16 protein-coding genes and 4 pseudogenes are annotated in these 17860 nt (G+C 39.6%); 2 read left to right on the top strand and 18 right to left on the bottom strand.

Features of this window, described 5'->3' with window-relative positions; genetic code table 11:
• The 12 genes and pseudogenes from TT11_RS11415 to TT11_RS11360 form a co-directional block, all read right to left on the bottom strand.
• Positions 1-289, bottom strand: a pseudogene (locus TT11_RS11415) (hypothetical protein); the annotation flags it as partial.
• Entirely contained in the window at positions 279-1280 is a 1002-nt protein-coding gene (locus TT11_RS11410; protein ID WP_261870525.1) for a glycosyltransferase, read from the bottom strand. The gene TT11_RS11410 and the pseudogene TT11_RS11415, both read right to left, overlap by 11 nt.
• A gap of 147 nt (positions 1281-1427) precedes the next feature.
• Positions 1428-1691, bottom strand: a complete 264-nt coding sequence (locus TT11_RS11405) for a glycosyltransferase (RefSeq protein WP_261870524.1) — start codon at positions 1689-1691, stop codon at positions 1428-1430.
• Positions 1692-1701: 10 nt separating this feature from the next.
• Positions 1702-2502, bottom strand: a complete 801-nt coding sequence (locus tag TT11_RS11400; RefSeq protein WP_261870523.1) for a glycosyltransferase — start codon at positions 2500-2502, stop codon at positions 1702-1704.
• Positions 2503-2682: 180 nt separating this feature from the next.
• Positions 2683-3498 (bottom strand): glycosyltransferase family 4 protein, encoded by an 816-nt coding sequence (locus tag TT11_RS11395; RefSeq protein ID WP_261870527.1) that lies wholly within the window; start codon positions 3496-3498, stop codon positions 2683-2685.
• 672 nt (positions 3499-4170) lie between these two features.
• Entirely contained in the window at positions 4171-4827 is a 657-nt protein-coding gene (locus TT11_RS11390; RefSeq protein WP_261870522.1) for a glycosyltransferase family 2 protein, read from the bottom strand.
• 116 nt (positions 4828-4943) lie between these two features.
• A complete protein-coding gene (locus TT11_RS11385) occupies positions 4944-6758 on the bottom strand; it encodes an ABC transporter ATP-binding protein (RefSeq protein WP_261870521.1) in 1815 nt (604 codons plus the stop codon).
• Positions 6759-6804: 46 nt separating this feature from the next.
• Positions 6805-8142 (bottom strand): UDP-N-acetylglucosamine 4,6-dehydratase family protein, encoded by a 1338-nt coding sequence (locus TT11_RS11380; RefSeq protein ID WP_261870520.1) that lies wholly within the window; start codon positions 8140-8142, stop codon positions 6805-6807.
• On the bottom strand, positions 8088-8813 hold the full coding sequence (locus TT11_RS11375; protein WP_261870519.1) for a hypothetical protein: 726 nt from the start codon (positions 8811-8813) through the stop codon (positions 8088-8090). Before TT11_RS11375 ends, TT11_RS11380 begins: the two co-directional genes overlap by 55 nt.
• 58 nt (positions 8814-8871) lie before the next feature.
• Positions 8872-9270, bottom strand: a complete 399-nt coding sequence (locus tag TT11_RS11370) for an AAA family ATPase (protein WP_261870518.1) — start codon at positions 9268-9270, stop codon at positions 8872-8874.
• A gap of 96 nt (positions 9271-9366) precedes the next feature.
• On the bottom strand, positions 9367-11133 hold the full coding sequence (locus tag TT11_RS11365) for a GNVR domain-containing protein (RefSeq protein WP_261870517.1): 1767 nt from the start codon (positions 11131-11133) through the stop codon (positions 9367-9369).
• 198 nt (positions 11134-11331) lie between these two features.
• A complete protein-coding gene (locus tag TT11_RS11360) occupies positions 11332-12354 on the bottom strand; it encodes a polysaccharide biosynthesis/export family protein (protein ID WP_261870516.1) in 1023 nt (340 codons plus the stop codon).
• Between the two features lie 653 nt (positions 12355-13007).
• Here TT11_RS11360 and rluB point away from each other — a divergent pair.
• A pseudogene (rluB, locus tag TT11_RS11355) lies at positions 13008-13935 on the top strand (23S rRNA pseudouridine(2605) synthase RluB).
• Between the two features lie 155 nt (positions 13936-14090).
• Here rluB and TT11_RS11350 read toward each other — a convergent pair.
• The 5 genes from TT11_RS11350 to TT11_RS11330 form a co-directional block, all read right to left on the bottom strand.
• Positions 14091-14447, bottom strand: coding sequence for a hypothetical protein (locus tag TT11_RS11350; RefSeq protein ID WP_261870515.1), 357 nt, complete (start codon positions 14445-14447; stop codon positions 14091-14093).
• On the bottom strand, positions 14440-14643 hold the full coding sequence (locus TT11_RS11345) for a hypothetical protein (RefSeq protein WP_261870514.1): 204 nt from the start codon (positions 14641-14643) through the stop codon (positions 14440-14442). Before TT11_RS11345 ends, TT11_RS11350 begins: the two co-directional genes overlap by 8 nt.
• 40 nt (positions 14644-14683) lie before the next feature.
• Positions 14684-15148, bottom strand: a complete 465-nt coding sequence (locus tag TT11_RS11340) for a hypothetical protein (RefSeq protein ID WP_261870513.1) — start codon at positions 15146-15148, stop codon at positions 14684-14686.
• 400 nt (positions 15149-15548) lie between these two features.
• Positions 15549-16100 carry a hypothetical protein gene (locus TT11_RS11335; protein WP_261870512.1) on the bottom strand — a complete coding sequence of 184 codons (552 nt, stop codon included), beginning with the start codon at positions 16098-16100 and terminating at the stop codon, positions 15549-15551.
• A 35-nt stretch (positions 16101-16135) separates the two neighbouring features.
• Positions 16136-16285 (bottom strand): hypothetical protein, encoded by a 150-nt coding sequence (locus TT11_RS11330; protein WP_261870511.1) that lies wholly within the window; start codon positions 16283-16285, stop codon positions 16136-16138.
• 157 nt (positions 16286-16442) lie between these two features.
• Between TT11_RS11330 and TT11_RS11325 the strand changes: the two are divergent.
• A pseudogene (locus tag TT11_RS11325) lies at positions 16443-17046 on the top strand (LysE/ArgO family amino acid transporter).
• 157 nt (positions 17047-17203) lie between these two features.
• On the opposite strand, the pseudogene TT11_RS11320 reads toward TT11_RS11325, so the two are convergent.
• Positions 17204-17810 (bottom strand): annotated as a pseudogene (locus tag TT11_RS11320) (MarC family protein).
• Between the last annotated feature and the right edge of the window lie 50 nt (positions 17811-17860).

Here is a 17860-nt window from a genome sequence, read left to right as displayed (position 1 = left end):
TGGCTATTAAACTTAAAAAAAATAAGAAATAAGTAGTCAAATCACGCGAATACAAGCCATAATCATTTAACCACCTTAGTAATACTGGCCAAATATTTACTGCGGTATCTGTAAAGCCTTCAGCATAAGAGTTATAGTAATTGGCATCGCTGCCACCGCCCAAGTTTATTATTAAAATATCGTATTCCATCAGTACAAATGCAATTATTTTTGAGAAAAAAATAGCGGTAACTAATAAAAATATATTAGAGTTAGAAAATCTCTCGAATAATTGCTGTTTATTTCTCATGGTATATTTCCACCCATTCATCGGAAATAATCTTTATATCAAATTTGTCTTTGGCATATTGTCGACCTAGAATGTTCTTCTGTTCAATTAATAAATTAGCTTCGATGGCCTTTGCTAAAGCTTCAGGCTTACGAATAGGCACGATACTTCCATAACCGTCTAATATCTCACGGGCGCCGCTAACATCAGTAGAAACGACGTTTGCTTGACAAGCTAAAGCTTCAATCAATACTGTCGGCAGCCCCTCATAATCAGATGATAAAACGAACGTATCACAAGCACTCATCAACGTTGATATATCACTCCTTCTACCTAACAAAATAACTTCTTTATCTAATTCTAACTCTATAATATGTCTTTCGATTTCTGACCTTAATTCACCATCACCTGCAATAATCAGTACAAAAGGAATAGAATTAGCGTTTTTTAAAAATCTTATGGACCTCAAGAGATTAAGGTAGTTCTTTGCTTTATTAAACCTACCAACTGCTAAAATCACCTTGCAGTTCTGATCTAGCCCAAGCTCATCCTTTATTGCAATTTTTGCCTGCGTACTATAACTAAAGTCATCAAAATTCACTCCGTTATATATAGCTTTCATTCCTTTTTTTGGTACTGCATATCTTGATTCAAAAGAGGCAACTGCCGTGTTGCTGACATTGGTGCTTACATCAGCTAAGCGGTTGGTCAGTCGATAAGCTAGCATACGTAGTGCACCGCCCTCATTGCTACTGTGGGCGGTGGATATCAATCTATTCATTGGAGTTACTATTTTAACTAAGCGCGTCAAAATGTTTGCATGGACCATATGCGAGTGCACAACGTCAGGCTGATAACTTTTAATTATTTTTGATAGCAAAATATATGCAGCAGGTAGAGAGATTAGATTGGTCAAGCTAACTTTCGTTAACTCAATACCTTCACATATTGGTCTAGTAAGTACCTCACCTACAAAATACACAATTCTAACTTGATGCCCTTTTTGGACCATGCATCCGCCAAGTCACAAACAACTCGTTCAGCGCCTCCTTGTCCTAAGCCTGTAATAACATATAGTATTTTCATTGTTATCCTATAGCTATAAAATAGTTATATGAATAGGCATACATCCATTATTTTAATTCTATTTATTCTATAATTAGTCGCTCTTTTCTAATAGCCCAATCCACTGCCCTATTATTTCTTTAGGTTGATATTTTTTAGATTTCTCCTTTCCTTGTAAGCCAATTATTTTTCGATCTTCTTTATTATTCATCAGTTCTATCAAGGCTGAAGCAAGCTCATCGATATCGTTTTTCGGTACTAAAATTGAACCTGTACCTTCTAATATTTCTGCAGGGCCTGTATCACAATCAAAACTAACAATAGGTAATCCAAAAGCCAAAGCTTCAATCAATACCATACCAAACCCCTCAAAACGTGAACTTAAGCAAAAAAATTTCAGCTCTTTTATAATGATTACTCATATCAACAGCGCGTCCTACTAGTTCAACGCTATCTATCAAGTTATTATTGTCTATGAACTCTGTCATTTTTGGTCTATCTTCCCCCTCCCCAACTATGACTAACTTCCAATCTGACATAGTACTATTAATTTTAATCCAAGCTTTGAGTAACATATCAAAACCTTTAATATGGGTTAAGCTGCCTACTGCTAATACTACTTTCGTATCTTCCTTTTTATCGAAGCTTTGTGGTGGAAACGGACAATAGTTGGATATAGCTGTGATTTGTGATTTATGCTGTGTGCCTTTTAACCAATGATGTTTATCCTTTTCTGTTAAGGTAACTACCGAATCACAGTATCGAGCTGCTAATTGGCGAGCGAACCTCCTTTGAGGTTTATCGATATTATTGCTAAATCCGAAATGTTCCCAGCATATATGCTTTACTGGCAGCCCTAGCACAGCGAGCAAAGTAAACTGAATGCATAAAGTGTCCACTACGATTAATGTATCAATGCATTCTTTCTTTAGTAACTTTCTTAGCTTATAAATAGTATTTGGAATACGGCATAACTTACATTTTGGAAAGCTCATTAAAGACAGCAACTTAACTTCTTTATTAATATGGAAAAAAGGCATATCGCCATCAGCTATGCTCGCTAGCAACACCTCATATCCGACCTCAGATAATCCATTAGCTAGCATAGATCCTACTCGCTCTGTGCCTCCCGAGTTATTGACGCTACTTGTTAATATTAAAATTTTCAAATTATGCTCCCTTTATTTTATATAAAAAACTCGGTAGTATATAAAAATCCAATATAACTAAAATCAAATCAACACTGCTAAATATATTTATTGAAAATATAGCCATTTCTTAAGATTAATCAAAAACTATAACGTCACTATTAATATATATCAAATTTAAAATATTAACATAACTTAATTTCACCTTTCCAATAATTTAATCCACTGATTTATTATATTCTCTGACTGATAATTTTCGCACTTCTCTTTAGCTTTTAAACTGATTGATTCTCGAGCTGACTCATCCTTCATCAAATTAATTAAAGATGAAGCAAGCTGAATTATATTGCCTCTAGGCACTAGGATAGAACCTGTATCTTCTAATATCTCTGCAGGTCCTGTATCACAGTCAAAACTTACAACAGGCAAACCAAATGCTAATGTTTCAAGCAAAACCATAGGGAAACCTTCAAAGCGAGAGCTCAAGCAAAATATATCGGCTTTTTCATAATACTTGCTTACATCAGACGTACGTCCTACTAAATCAACACTGTCTACCAAGTTATGATCGTTGATAAAACTTGTTAGCTTTTTCCTATCTTCGCCTTCACCAACAATGACCAGCTTCCAATTCGGCATAGTGCTATTTACTTGAACCCAAGCTTCGAGCAATAAATCAAATCCTTTTACTTTTGTTAGTTCGCCAACAGTCAAGACTGTATTGCTGCCATTTATTTTGCTATCGGTTTGAGGTGGAAAAGGACAAGGATTAGCTATCGCTATTATTTGTGATTTATGCGATGTACCTTTTAACCAGTACTGCTTATCTCTCTCTGTCAAAGTAACCACAGCATCACAGTATCGCGCTGCTAACTGACGTCCCACTCTTCTACTATATCGCCCTAAATCATTATTAAAGTTAAAATGTTCCCAGCAGATATGCTCTATATCTAGCCCAAATAATGCAGGCACTGTAAATAGGCATGAGTTACTATCAACAACAATAACTCTATCTATTTGGTGTTCTTTGATAAATTTACGTATCTTCCAAATCGTGGGTAGGAAATTCTGTTTAAAAGATATTTTTTTTGGGGATATAACGAGTAAGTTTGAATACTTTTATTTAAAGTAAAAAAAGGCTCGTTACCATCTACCAGGCTTAATATTGAAACATCATAATTTTTTTCAACCAGTTTATTGGCTACCACACTAGTCACCCTTTCTGTGCCGCCAGAGTTATTAAGATTACCTGCAATAAAGCATATTTTTTTCATGCTATACATCCTGATAGGTTGCATCTCTTTCATTGTCAAACGACAGATACTTGAAAGCATTACGGATTAGTTTACGAGTAGGTTTAAATATTTTATGCAGAATTATTCGGATTAATCTTAAAAAAAGGTAAGGATATATAGTTAGGTGCTAGAGTTAAGAATAAAACCGTAATACTTCGGTAATTAAGAACCTGCTCATAATCATTTTCTCGCATTGAGGTCTCGATTATTTTCACCTTACTCAATGCAGAAGCTAAGAATTTATCATCGATATAAAGAAGATTATAAAAGTTAAAATCTATAAGACGCTTTGACAGTACATTTTTCAATTCATCTCGTCTGTAACGCTTTACAAGTGCGATTATCTCTAGTTCCAGCGTAAAAGCATCTAATAACTTTCGACCATTTCTGCTACTCAGCGCACTAATAGACTGACTATGCTTTCTATATAAATACATTTTTTTGGTAAATAATATCTATTTTTTACCTCAAGACCTAAATGCCAATGAAAAGGTCCATCCTCATAATAAAACCCTACTGGGAAACGGATATTCGAATGTTTTAACACACTGAATCGAATAAAATTTGCCCAACAATAATGGTCCAGATTAAAATACTCATTTCCTTGTTTATAGCTTATTAGTTCTAAATCAGATGGAGAGCAAGACTGCTTTACAGTTTCAGGAATGTCACTAAATTGTGCATAGCCATACGTGATTAAATCTGCTTTGGTTGTTGTCGCACAATCGACACAGGTCTTTACTAAGCTTAAATCTATGATGTCGTCAGAGTCGACAAACATTATGTATACACCGGTAGCCAAATCAATCCCCTTATTACGGGTAGCTGACAGACCTAGATTTTTAACATTTTTAATGAATTTGATGCGTCTGTCTTTTAGATAAGGTTGCAACACCTGTATAGAATGGTCAGTTGAGCAATCCTCTACCACGATTATTTCAAGGTTCTGATACGTTTGCATTTTAATAGAGCTCAAACACTCATCAAGATACAGCGCAACGTTGTAGACAGGTACAATGATACTGACTAATGGGCTCTCAAATGCGGTCATGATTGGCACCTCACGCATAAATTGTCTAAAAATTAAAAAAACTATGATCCCTGCCTGTTACTGCTAAAAACTTTGTAAAGCGATACAAATCTTCTCATACACTTACAATGCGTTCATTATGAAAATTCAGCCATTTTTTTAAACATGGGATTCTTATCTATAAGCTGTTGATACGTCCCTTGCTCCACTATTCTGCCTTGCTTCATGAGATAAATAATATCGCAATTTTTTACTGTTTTTAGACGATGGGCTATCATTACGATGGTCTTCTGCCCACTTAACTCTTGAATAGCGTCCATTATGACTTTTTCAGTAATACCGTCTAAGGCACTTGTTGCTTCATCAAACACCAATACATCAGCTTGATTGTATAAAGCTCTAGCTATGCCAATACGCTGTCGCTGTCCTCCAGATAGTTGTACGCCTCGTTCACCGACTTTAGTATTTAAACCTTCAGATAAACTGTCTACTAAGAACTCTAGATGGGCAAGCTTAATCGCCTGTTTTACTCTTACTAAATCAACATCTTTACGACATATGCCAAAAGCGACGTTTTCAGCGATACTACCTTCACTCAAAAATATACTCTGCGGTACGAAACCTATGTATTGCTGCCAAGCCTGCTTGTTTTTTTCATCGATAATTAAGTCATCAAGCACTAACTGTCCGGTAGTTGGTGCAATAAGCCCTAGTAATAGATCGATAGCTGTAGATTTACCAGACCCCGACTCACCGACAAAACCAACTGTAGAATTGATAGGTATATTTAGATTTATATTATCTAATGCTGGCATTACTTTATTAGGATAGGTGAAGCTAACCCTATTCAGTCGTATAGTCTTGATTTTTGCTAAATCAATGGTTTGACCGCTCGCAATATCTGAAGCAGCACCCTGCTCACTATCTACGGTCAATGATGCAAGCAAGTCTTCTTTTATAGAATCGAAAGCAGCCGTATTGCCTCTAATCGTAGCAACGCTATGGTATATTTGCTGCAAAGCAGGTAATAACTTAAAACCAGCAAGAGCATAAACGGTTAATATAGGTAATACTTGGCTCAAATTCCCTTCACGTGTTGTCAGCAAAACTAGAACTAGCCCAATCATTGCACCAAAAGCTAACAATTCCATTAAATATCTAGGTGCTTGGCTTAATGCTGTATTTACTCCTTGAGCATGCGCAAATAACTTTCCACTTGTCTCAAACTGATGTACAAAATCATGTCTACGATTGTAGAGTAGTACATCTTTGATCCCCCCGAAGCCCTCATTCATTAAACGAAATCGATCAGTTGAGGTAGTAGAAACGTACTCTCCATACAAGGCGATACGCTTACGAATCATTCTGTATATAATTACGTAACCGCTAGCAAACAATACAACCCCTACGGTTGCTATCAATGGGTTATAAATAAAGATACTAACTGAGATAAATACTGCTAATACTAGACGAGCGTTCATCTGTATAAACGGTAAAATGATAAAGTTTGTTACTCTTAATGCCTCAGTTGCAATTTGCTTCGTCAATTGAGCACTGCTTCCACTAGCGTGGAACAACCAGTCTTTTTGCAAATAATAATGATACAAACGATCACTAATCTCTGTACCGACCGAATAAGCAAATAAAGATAAACGCCATGTCGTAATCATCGACAAAATAGACGCTAAACTAAGCATCAACAGTACAAATAGACCCGTTATAAACAAAAAATCTGTATGTGTACTCACACCGCTGGCTACATATATACGATTAAGAATTGCATTGGTTTCAAGCAGCTGCATATCAGCCACTAAGGCCATGAAAGGCCCTATAGAAGCAATTCCCAACAGCTCCATAAATGCCATGAACACCATCATGATCTGCAAAGACAAATAACGTCGTCGCTGGTCTACAGTTAACAGGGCAAACAATTCTTTGGCTAATCGCAGCATACTTTTAACCACTCTATTAGTTACTTACTTCAATTTTTTTATTCTATTAACTCACCACGTCCATCATTTCTATATCTATCTTTTCGACATCAGCTTCATCGCCTTCTCGGTAGCCTTCAACAAAGGTCCTAAACTGCGCTTTCAACCATTGAGTATCGTGTTGTTTTGATCTTTCAATAAACTCAAACAAGATAGCTTCGATATCTTCCAATGGAAAACTATGCTCCATTGCTTGCATAATGAGTGGATGAAACGTGGTCTCTATGTTGTCGGCACCAATGATTAACTCTTCATAGAGTTTTTCACCTGGTCTCAATCCAGTAAACACAATTTCGATATCACCATTAGGATTGCTCGCATCTTTTAGCTCGCACCCTGTCAGACGAATCATACGTTTGGCAAGATCCACGATTTTGACAGGTGCACCCATATCAAGTACAAATACTTCACCACCGAACGCCATAGCCCCTGCCTGAATCACCAAACTCGCCGCTTCCGGTATGGTCATAAAGTAGCGCGTGATGTCTGGATGGGTAATAGTAATCGGACCACCTTGTTCAATTTGTTTGGTGAATAGTGGTACCACAGAGCCTGATGAACCCAAGACATTACCGAAACGCACCATACTAAAACATGTATGACTGTTGCTTTGGCTCAGTCCTTGGCAGACAAGCTCAGCCAAGCGTTTGGAGGCTCCCATCACGTTGGTCGGTCGCACTGCTTTGTCAGTAGAGATCAATACAAACGTATCAACGTGAGCCTTTATCGCAGCGCAAGCACAATGGTAGGTACCTTTAGTATTATTAATCGTGCCTTCAAATGGATTGGACTCGACAATCGGTACATGTTTGTATGCAGCAGCGTGATAAATCGTTTTTATATGGTATTTTTCGAATATATTGATTAATTTTTTTTCGTTGCCCACGCTTCCAATTATGCTAACAATCTCAGTATCTTGATATTCAATACTACTAACGACGTTACTAGCGACAAGGCTTCTAAGTTCCTGATCGATTGTATACAAAGCATATTCAGACTGCTCGTATAACACCAAACATGCAGGTTTATTTTTCATGATTTGTCTGCATAACTCACTACCAATAGAGCCGCCTGCCCCTGTCACGAGTACGTTTTTACCCGTGATATTTTTTTGAAGCAGCTCAGCAACTGGCTCTACAGTCTCTCTTTCAAGCACATCTAATATATCGACTGGCCGTATATGGCTGACTGTTACGATCTCATCAGCAAGCTCTCGTAAGCTTGGTAAATCTTTTAATTTGACAGAAACGCCTGACAGGCTATCCATAATCTGTTTTTTACGACCACGGCTCATAGAAGCATTGCCAAAATCACTTGCGCGACATTTAATTTTTCTATTAACCAAGGTAGCGCATGAGCGGCATATATTTTTTTACTATGTAAGTAAGCTCCTATTAGCTGCGGATCATCATCGATATATGCCACTACATTGTATTTATGAGAATGTCTCAAGCTCTCTAATAGCTCTCTACCAGCCGATCCTGCACCATAAATAATCACGTTATCACAGCAACTATCTAGGCGATCTTGATTGTCTGGTTTCTGTAGTCGATTCAGCAACCCGCGAATCATTAGCCGACTGTTCCATAACCAAATAAAGAATAAGAACAAAAATATGATTGGCGCTGAGCGCGGCATCATTGATACTGGATTTACATAAATGATGAACTGATAAACGATAATAAGTAATAAAAACAACTGTAGTACTCGACCCATCGCCGCATCGAAAAACCCTCTAGAGGCGCCTCTATAAAAGCCAATCAGATACAAGCTGACGACAGGTATCAATGCATAAAAAGCTAATACCGTAAGGCCGATTTGATCATCGACATAACCTTGACGCAATGCCAATGCCGCTACCAAGCAAAGGACAGCAACCGAAAAATCGATACCAAATAAGATAGAGCATTTAGCAAAGCGTGGTAAAGCTAATAAAAACAGCGTCATACGCCTCGACCATCGATTGAGGTCACTTGGCGTTTGATAAGCATTGTTAGACTCTGTTTTTATAAACATAAGATCCACCTACTTAAGTTATGTCGCTCGTTTGCCATGGACAATGGACAGTAACTAACTACGAATTGTGTCCATAAGCATAATGGTAGTGATAGCTGTACCTGTTCAAGATACTTTGCTGTATGTCATTTAAAATGATGCCATCTACTTGTACGTTTGCTTTACTCATCTGTTTGATGGCATAGACCAGCTGGCCTTCTACTGAATGATCAAATTTGGTAACGATCAGTACTTTGTCTGCGTGTTGTGCCAATACCATGGCGTCTGATGCAGCCAATATAGGCGGCGCATCGATAACGATATAGTCGTACTTCGTTTTGAGCGCTGCCATCAAATGATTGAACCTCTCTCCTATCAATAACGAAGTCGGATTATGCGACGGTCGTCCCCGCGATATAAGGTCGATATGCTCCATACCAGTTGGCTGAATAAAGCTCTCAAGGTTTAACTTAGCCATGTCAATATCTAACCGAGGCTTATCGCTGATAGAGTGCTATCTTTATCTTGCAATAAATAATCTGTGAGACCACTGTCTGGATTCATACCAAACATTTTATGCAGCTCTCCTAAACGCATATCTCCATCGATAATCAGCACTTTTTTTGTCAAGCTGTGCAAACACCTCAGATAAATTGGCCGTAATAAAAGACTTACCGACACCTGGACTTTCTCCGGTGATTAATATGGTCTGAGCGGATTTCTCATCTGCTGTCTTCGTCGTCTTACCAAATAAAAGGTTTGTCCGTAAATTTTTAATTGCTTCATAACTCAAGCCATTGTGATCAACGTGAGCAAGCATCCGACCAGTATTTTTTTTGTTCCTACCTAGCTTAGATATCGAGGTCGAACGTGGAATCGTTGCAATGACAGGAATTCCCGTTTTAGACTCTAGATGCTCTGGGTCCTTCACGACATTTCTAATTAAGTTTCTGATTAGAACCAGCATTACCCCAAGTACAGTACCTACGAGTAGCGCCAACAGCATAATTTGGAATTTGTTTGGTGCAATGGCGTCGAAGGTACTGGTCGGTCGGTCTAGAATACGGGCATAACCAACCTGACCAGCTCTAACGATTTTTAGTTGCTCATAGTTTTTGAGCAGCGTGAGGTAAATCTCTCTATTGATAGCTGTATCTTCTGATAGCTTTAAGAACTCTCGCTGTATTTCAGGCAGTCCTGCGACGGTGCTACCTATCGCTCCTATTCGACTGTTGAGGACTTTTAGTTGCTCATTGATCTGGATGACGAGTGGGTGTTCATTGGTATAGTAAGTCGTTAGATCGGCTCTCTTTAATTTGAGATCATTGAGCTGCTCATCGATTCGAGACTTTTCATTTAGTAATAGCTCAGCTTCTTTACCTACATCGATGGTGCCGTGTTTTTTACGAAACTCATTAAATTGAGCTTCAGAGGTGTCTAATTTCTCTTTTAATGCTGGAATCTGCGTTTCCATGAAAGCCAATGTTTTGGTCGTTTCTTCCGTACCACGAGATTGGTTTTGATCGATATAAGACTGGACTATCTGATCAAGTGTGGTCGTGATTTGCTGTTGGTTTGTGCCTGTCATCGACAGCTGAATAATATTGGTTTTATCGCCTTTTTCTTCCACAGACAAGGCGCTATTCATTGCATCTGTCGTGGTCTTTAAGGTCTGCTGAGTGATGCCAATAGGATAACCGTCTGCAGGTAGCTCAGTCACCGTAATGTTAATCTCACCGTTTACCCCATTAAACTGATGCGGCTGACCCAATTGTCCTTTGAAATCATCTAGTCCATTACTCAAGACAAATCCTGTGTCAGACTGTGACAGCGTAAAAGACTGGTTTAAATACGCTGGTGAAACATCGAACTGATTGATTTGTACGGAACCGTTTTTTGTGCTCAAAGACACACCATCATTTGTGTTCAACTGAGTATTAATGCGGTCGTTTGTTATTTTATCGAGATAGCCAATATTAGGATCGGTCAGTTTGATGTCTAGATGTAGCATATCGACGACTGGCTCTAGTATCATCCGAGACCGTATAAGCTCGGCTTCTGCCTCAGCCTTGCTCACTTCTTCTCCGACCAACTCTGAGATATTCGCCCCAAGCGCATCGACTCCTTGGGAATTTTCTTCAATTTGGATCAGCGCATCAGACTTGAAGGTCGGATTAATATAGCGTGTATAGAAAAATCCTATTAAGAGTCCGATTGCTGCCATGAGCGCTATGACTTTCCAGCCACGCAACAAAACCAAAACCAGCGCTGTTAAGTCGATGTTGTCATTGTCGTTGTCACCCTTAGGTGTCGATAGGTCTTTTGAATCTATATTATTCATAACCATATACCCATTATTCAATGTTAATCGCTTAATAGCTTTCGCTTAGCTCCAAGACCCTAACTGCCCTTGACTGCAGTTAGATTGCTCTCTGCCTCATCGCACCTTATAAAATCTATCACTCTACTTTCTATTCTTATCTCACTTAATCTCAGTATTGAAATTCAAAGCACATCCAGTATTTTCACTAGCTATTATTTATAACCCTGATATCACGTTGATGGCAGAGGTTGACGGTAGTATCGCGCTAATCACACGATTCCAGCGAGCCAAGCCTGTTGGATCTACATAAAGAATGTCATTGGCTTGCATGTCAAAGCGACTGGCTAATGCTAAGCTTGTGATGCTCTGCATGTCGACGTAATAGATATTGGTGTACTGGTACTGAGGGTTGTCGCGCACGATATATACTTTGGCTGCGTTAGCCGTATTGGAATTTAGTCCATTTGACTCGCCCAATACATGCGCTAAGCTCAGCCCCTGTTCTGGAATCGCAACTGGCTCAATTTTGCCAAATTCACCCAATACGTAGACCTTATTGCGGCTTTGGCTATTGACGTGAATAGAGTCACCATTCCGCAGATAGATTTGATTGGCAGACAGTCCCATTTTATGTAGTGACTGCACTCCTAAGCGATAGCTGTTGCCCTGACGGTTGAGCACAATATTGTTTGAATCGCCTGTCTCAGTGGTACCACCTGCCATAGAGATAGCCCCATATACCGACACTGGCACATCAGCAATAGCAAACTCACCAGACTGCTTCACCGCACCATCTACGAAAAACTTGCTGCCACGGTAATTGATGATTTTGACTTGAGGATCTGAGTACTTGAGATAACGTTGTAACTTGCTTTGCAACGTAGCGGTGAACTGCGGCACGCTCAGCCCACTGGCTTGAACTCTACCTATTAATGGAAACTGTATATACCCTTGTTGATCTACCGTTAAGCTAGCAGTTGACGCATTAATATCTGGATAATTGGTAAGGATGATATTCAGCACATCCCCTTTCGCAATGCCGTAATTGACTCGTCCAGAAGTTTTGATCAAATGAGAGAGATCTTGCGTAATAATAGGCGGCACTGTACGCGGTAAAGTTGCCAGACTTAAAGGCTGAATATGAAATTGAAGACCGTTTTCTGCGGTAAAGGTGCCAGATTCAGGAAGATTTCCTGACTGAAGTCCTGAGTTGATCGTACAGCCACTAAACAACCCCATTAGAAATAAGCAAAATATGCTCATTACCAAGAAGCGTCTGTGTACAAAAATGAAATATTTATTAACCATAACAGTTACTCATATTTATATTTGTGAATCAAACCAGGAAACCTCACCACAGCATTTATATTCGTAAAAAAGAATATATTTAATAAATATACACCTAAACTATATTCAGTGCAATACATATAACTTGCCATAAAATAATTAAGTGACTATTTTGCAATTTCTCATCAAGCCCTTTATTTTCGGCTAATTGCAAAAATTTATATCGACTTTTAGATTGTTGAGCGATAAAAAAATGCAAGTGAAAACAGCTTCGTCATAAATAAAATTTTTATTTTTAATTTGAAAAACTTTAACTTAATAAAGGATTGTTTCGATTGCATTTATGATTGGAAATAACCTTTTAGTGCCGAAATAGTGTAAGTGTTTGTATCTACGTATTCATTTATACCACCAGTCACTGAGAGTCTTCGAGTCTATATTTCGTATATGACTAATAAACTTTTATTGATTAGCACAATGTTTGCTTATGCATTAATAATCAGTAAGCTATTGGTTTACGTGCTAAATTTGTTAAAATAGCGTAGAATAGTCAATCCAATTTTTTACATTGAGAAATGTAAACCCACCGACTCAAGGATATTATGATGAAAGATGAAAAATTACAGAAAGCACTCGCCCGTATGGGACTTGGTTCACGCCGTCAAATGGAAGAAGTTATTAAATCTGGCCGCGTAACGGTTAACAATGGTCCTGCGACCATCGGTGATCGCGTCTCGCAAGGTGATGAGATTCGCGTTGATGGCCGTCAAATCAAATACACTTCTGAAAACGAGAAGCGTCGCCGTGTTATCGCTTACTACAAGCCTGAAGGCGAAGTTTGCTCTGCTAAAGATCCAGAAGGTCGCCCAACTGTCTTTGAGCGTTTGCCAAAGCTGACTCATGACCGCTGGGTAATGGTTGGACGTTTGGACATCAACTCAACTGGCCTATTGTTATTTACTAACGATGGTGAAATGGCGCATCGCTTGATGCATCCATCTGGTGAAGTCACTCGTGAATATGCGGTACGTGTATTGGGTGAAGTAACGCCTGATATCGCCCGTGCATTGACCGCTGGCGTCATGCTAGAAGATGGCCTTGCAAAATTTGAAGACATCAAAGAAGGCGGCGGCGAAGGCGTCAACAAGTGGTATCACGTCCAGCTAAAAGAAGGCCGTAACCGCGAAGTACGTCGTTTGTTTGAATCACAAGGTCTAAAAGTTAGTCGTCTACTACGTACACGCTATGGCACGATTGTTCTACCAAAAGAGCTACGTACTGGTCGTTTCTTAGAGCTTGATAAAAAAAGAAATCAATACGTTGACGGATTTGGTCAGCTTACGCCCACGTTATGGCACGGGTCTACATGGCGCAGCCAAAGAAAAACAAGAACGTATCAGAAACAAGCCGCTTAAAGCGCGTCGCACTGATACTCGTAGCGATAACCGCAACAGCAGCGCGAAACCTAAAAGTAGTGCTAGCCCTGCCAGCCGCGGTACACGTAACACCCGTAATCGCAATGATAAGCGCTAGTTAAATTGATTTAACATTATTCTAAGTCTTAAATAGATTTGGGATAAACATAAAAAAAGCGGTCAATGATGGATAATCACTGACCGCTTTTTTGTGTCTTTTTATAGGCGTCACAGTTTACAGAGGTCACAGTCGCTTAGTATAAAAATAGCGGCTCAGCTATCGTGACTATTAATATAGTGTTTCATGACTCGCAGCTCTTGTAGCTGTTCCTCGTCTATTTGTACCAGCAGCCTGTCCAAACGCTGTTCGATATTATCTAAAACACTCTGCAATAACTCACTAGCTTCCAATCTCTTGTCGTTATTTCTATTCTTGGCATTTATATCCGTTAATTGGTAATGAGTAGCCAGCATCTCGGGTAACCGTGTTTGCAACATTTTATTCAACACAAATTGTGCTTCTGTTATCGCCGGTGTCTTATGTTGAGTTTGTAGGGCTGCTTGATAAGCGTGATAGCTGCTTACTTTTTCATCGATACGTTTTAACTGGCGTAGTTGCTGCTCAGACAAGTTTTTTTAAGTGCTGTTTATTTAACGTTAACTGCTGCAAGCTTAATGTGGCTAATGACAAGGGCGCATCATAATCTTGATAAGTGAGTACGCCAGGTGAGATACCGACGGCTTTATGAAAAGCCTGCCAGCCTTTTCTACCTAGATAAAAGGTAGTGACGGTCGTTACAATACCGATGCCTATTAAGATACTCATATACGCTTGCTCTTTACCCTTTCACCGTTCAACTTTGTATTTACAGCTTAATGTCTTTAGCACTCACATTTTCACCAGTTGGGCTTTCAATCGCTTGAATATTTACATCACTACTAACACCACTACTAACATCACTACTGGCATTGCTATCGGGCTTTAGAATATCTGTATTGCTAGCAGGATTGTTAAAACGTTTTTGGAGATAGCGATTGGTCGCGAGTAGTTTTTGACCGTCTTGATGATATGACGCGTTGAGCAGGTCATCAAACTGTGTGTTAATTGTCTTAAGCACGTCTAACAAGGCTTCTTTGCCCGTGACATTAGAATGCTTAATTTTGGTAGTGTCAGCAAGCGCACTATCCGTCACATCTAAATCATGCAAGCGGCGATAGTCAGCGACGGCTTGCGGCACATGCCTATCCATTAGGTTTTGAATCATAATATAAGTTTCGTTGACAGTATCTTTATCATCAATTTTGCCATCATTATTGGTATCGCCATACATGACACGCAGCTTTTCACCCTTTGTATTAATTTGCTCCAGAGCGGTTTTAACGTCGTCAGGTAGGCTTTTTTTCAGGTATATAACCCAGTTGCGGCATCGCCTTATATTCGAGCATTTTGGGTGCTGTGACTTTTTTTAATGCCACGATAACCTAGATATAACCCAGCCGCTGGCAACAGCCCATACAAAACAAACATTACGAACATCGCAGTCATTTGGGTCATTATATTGTCCTTATTACTTATCAGAATGTCGTGGCTGATTTCTTATGGTTGATATCATTAAACAAAAAAATAAGGCTCTATTAAAGCCCTATATTGTTATGCACTGGGTCGATTTTGTTTTTTTGATAATACTTAACCTTTGCGAGTGTACGAGAGAAAGTGTCATCAGCGAAAATTTAACTTTGCGTACGGCTCTTAACATAACGGTGGGTTGAGGCAAGGCGGTTCAAAACTGTCTGATGCAATTCATCCAATAGTTCGTCAAGCTCATAGTCAATCTCTAAAAACAAATCTGTCAGCATATCACCGGCCGTCATCTTGCCCTGCACCATGTTATTTTTGGTGCGATGCGGACTGAAGCGTTGTAGCTGCTCATAATGATGCAATGCCTCAGGGATACTTTCGGATACTAGCTTGTCGATGACGAACTGACGCTCATTATGTTGCTGCTGTTGCTGTTCGTTTAGCTCACTACTCCACTCACGATAACGCTTTAGCTTACCGTTGATACGATCTAATATCGCAACGGCTTCGATAGGCATGGCATTTAGGGTGGTTTCATCGACCACATCAACAAGCTCAGTCATAATCGGACAACGTCCATGTTTGAGATACCACAAAGTATCTGGGTCAAAAGGCGGTCTATTGGTTGGGCGCCTTTGAGCACGATTGCTCAGATAGCGATCGGTCAAAGGCGTGGATGATTGGCTATCACTCACTTGTGCCAACGCATCACATATGCGGTTTACACGTTCAGGCGGAGTCAGTGTAGAACGCTCATGTACTGCGTGATTGCTATCACTCTTGCAGCAGCATCCTGTTCATGATTGACGCTCATCTCCTGAGCATTCTTTGCTGCCAATGTCGGTAGGTCATCTTGAGCTTGCCCAAATGACTGTAGCATTCTTGTCAAACTGACTACCATGACTTGCTCTGCCCCTCGTCTATTACACTCACATTGTGCGCATATTGCATACATTCATTCAATAGCGTATCTTAGCAGGTTTTTGCTGGCCTGCCAGTAAGCAAAATGTCACCATTCCTACACGCCAACCGTTAAGCACCGTATTATGAATGCTCCCGATTATATCTCTGGTTTCCTACTTGGGTTATCTCTCATCATTGCTATTGGCTCCCAAAACGCCTTTGTACTCAAACAAGGGCTCAAACGCGAGCACATATTTTTTTGTTTGCTTGTTTTGTGCGGTGAGCGATGCGTTTTTAATATCAGCAGGTGTTGGTGGTTTTGGTGCAGTTACGGCCCGCTATCCTCACGTTATAGATATCGCAAAAATAGCAGGCGTTATATTTTTATTAGGATATGGCTTGCAGAGTTTGTATGCCAGCGTACGCGTGTCACATGCTTTGACTGTCGAAGGACAAGTCGTGACTAGCTTAAAAAAAGCCTTGTTACTATGCTTTGGTTTTACTTGGCTAAACCCGCACGTCTATCTAGACACATTGGTACTCGTCGGCATGGTTTCTACAGGCGCAAGCAGTAAATTGACGTTTGCCGCAGGTGCAATTAGCGCTTCGTTCTTTTTCTTCTTTGCGCTTGGGTATGGTGCACGATTACTCAGGCCTCTATTTGAGAAGCCTAAGGCATGGAACATACTGGATGCTTTGGTAGGGTTACTGATGCTCTATCTGGCTTGGCATTTGTATCAAAGCTGATAGAAGTATAACTAGGAAATGATAGATAAGCTGAGTGTTGAATAAGCTGAATATTAAGTAAACGACGTATTGGATAAACTAAATTACGTCGATATCCGCTAACCGCTAACCGCTAACCGCTATATAAATATATATGGTTAGCGGTAGTATTAATTATTTACATCAAACTAGGAAAGAGCGTACGCAGACCATTAACGATAATTTCGATAGAAACGGCGGCCAATAGCATACCCATGATTCGACTCATGATATTCAAGCCAGTATCGCCTAGTAAGCGACTGATTCGACCTGCCGCCATCAACGCCAAATAGCAAAACAGACTGATAAATAAGCCAGCAATCAAGATGGCAGATACCTGCAAAATACCTGATACTTGTGAAGAATAAATGATAACCGTGGAGATACCACCAGGCCCAATCATCATCGGAATCGCAAGGGGAACCACGGCAGCTGCCATTGAAACTGGCGCATCTTTTACATGATCAACATCGAAGTTCTCTTGATCAGGTTTAACTGGATTACCCTCTCCATTCATCATATTTAGGGCAATTAAAAACACCAATATACCGCCTGCCAATTGGAACGAGCCGATAGAAATACCAAGTGTTTTTAGTAACGTCTCACCTGCAATCGTAAAAAAAGCTGATAGTGATAAAAATGGTCAGACAAGCAACGCGCGCGACCTTACGTCGATTGTTCATCGAATAGCCGCGAGTCAAATCTAAAAATAACGTCAATGCGCTAAATGGATTGATCAATACCATAAAGGCTAGGATTATCTTGATAATTTCAGTATTCACTGAGCGCTCGCTTG

The organism is Psychrobacter sp. JCM 18901 (assembly GCF_000586435.1).
In the GTDB taxonomy this organism is placed as follows: domain Bacteria; phylum Pseudomonadota; class Gammaproteobacteria; order Pseudomonadales; family Moraxellaceae; genus Psychrobacter.
Note: the sequence above shows the minus strand (reverse complement) of the source record. Positions and strands in the feature narration are given on the sequence as shown.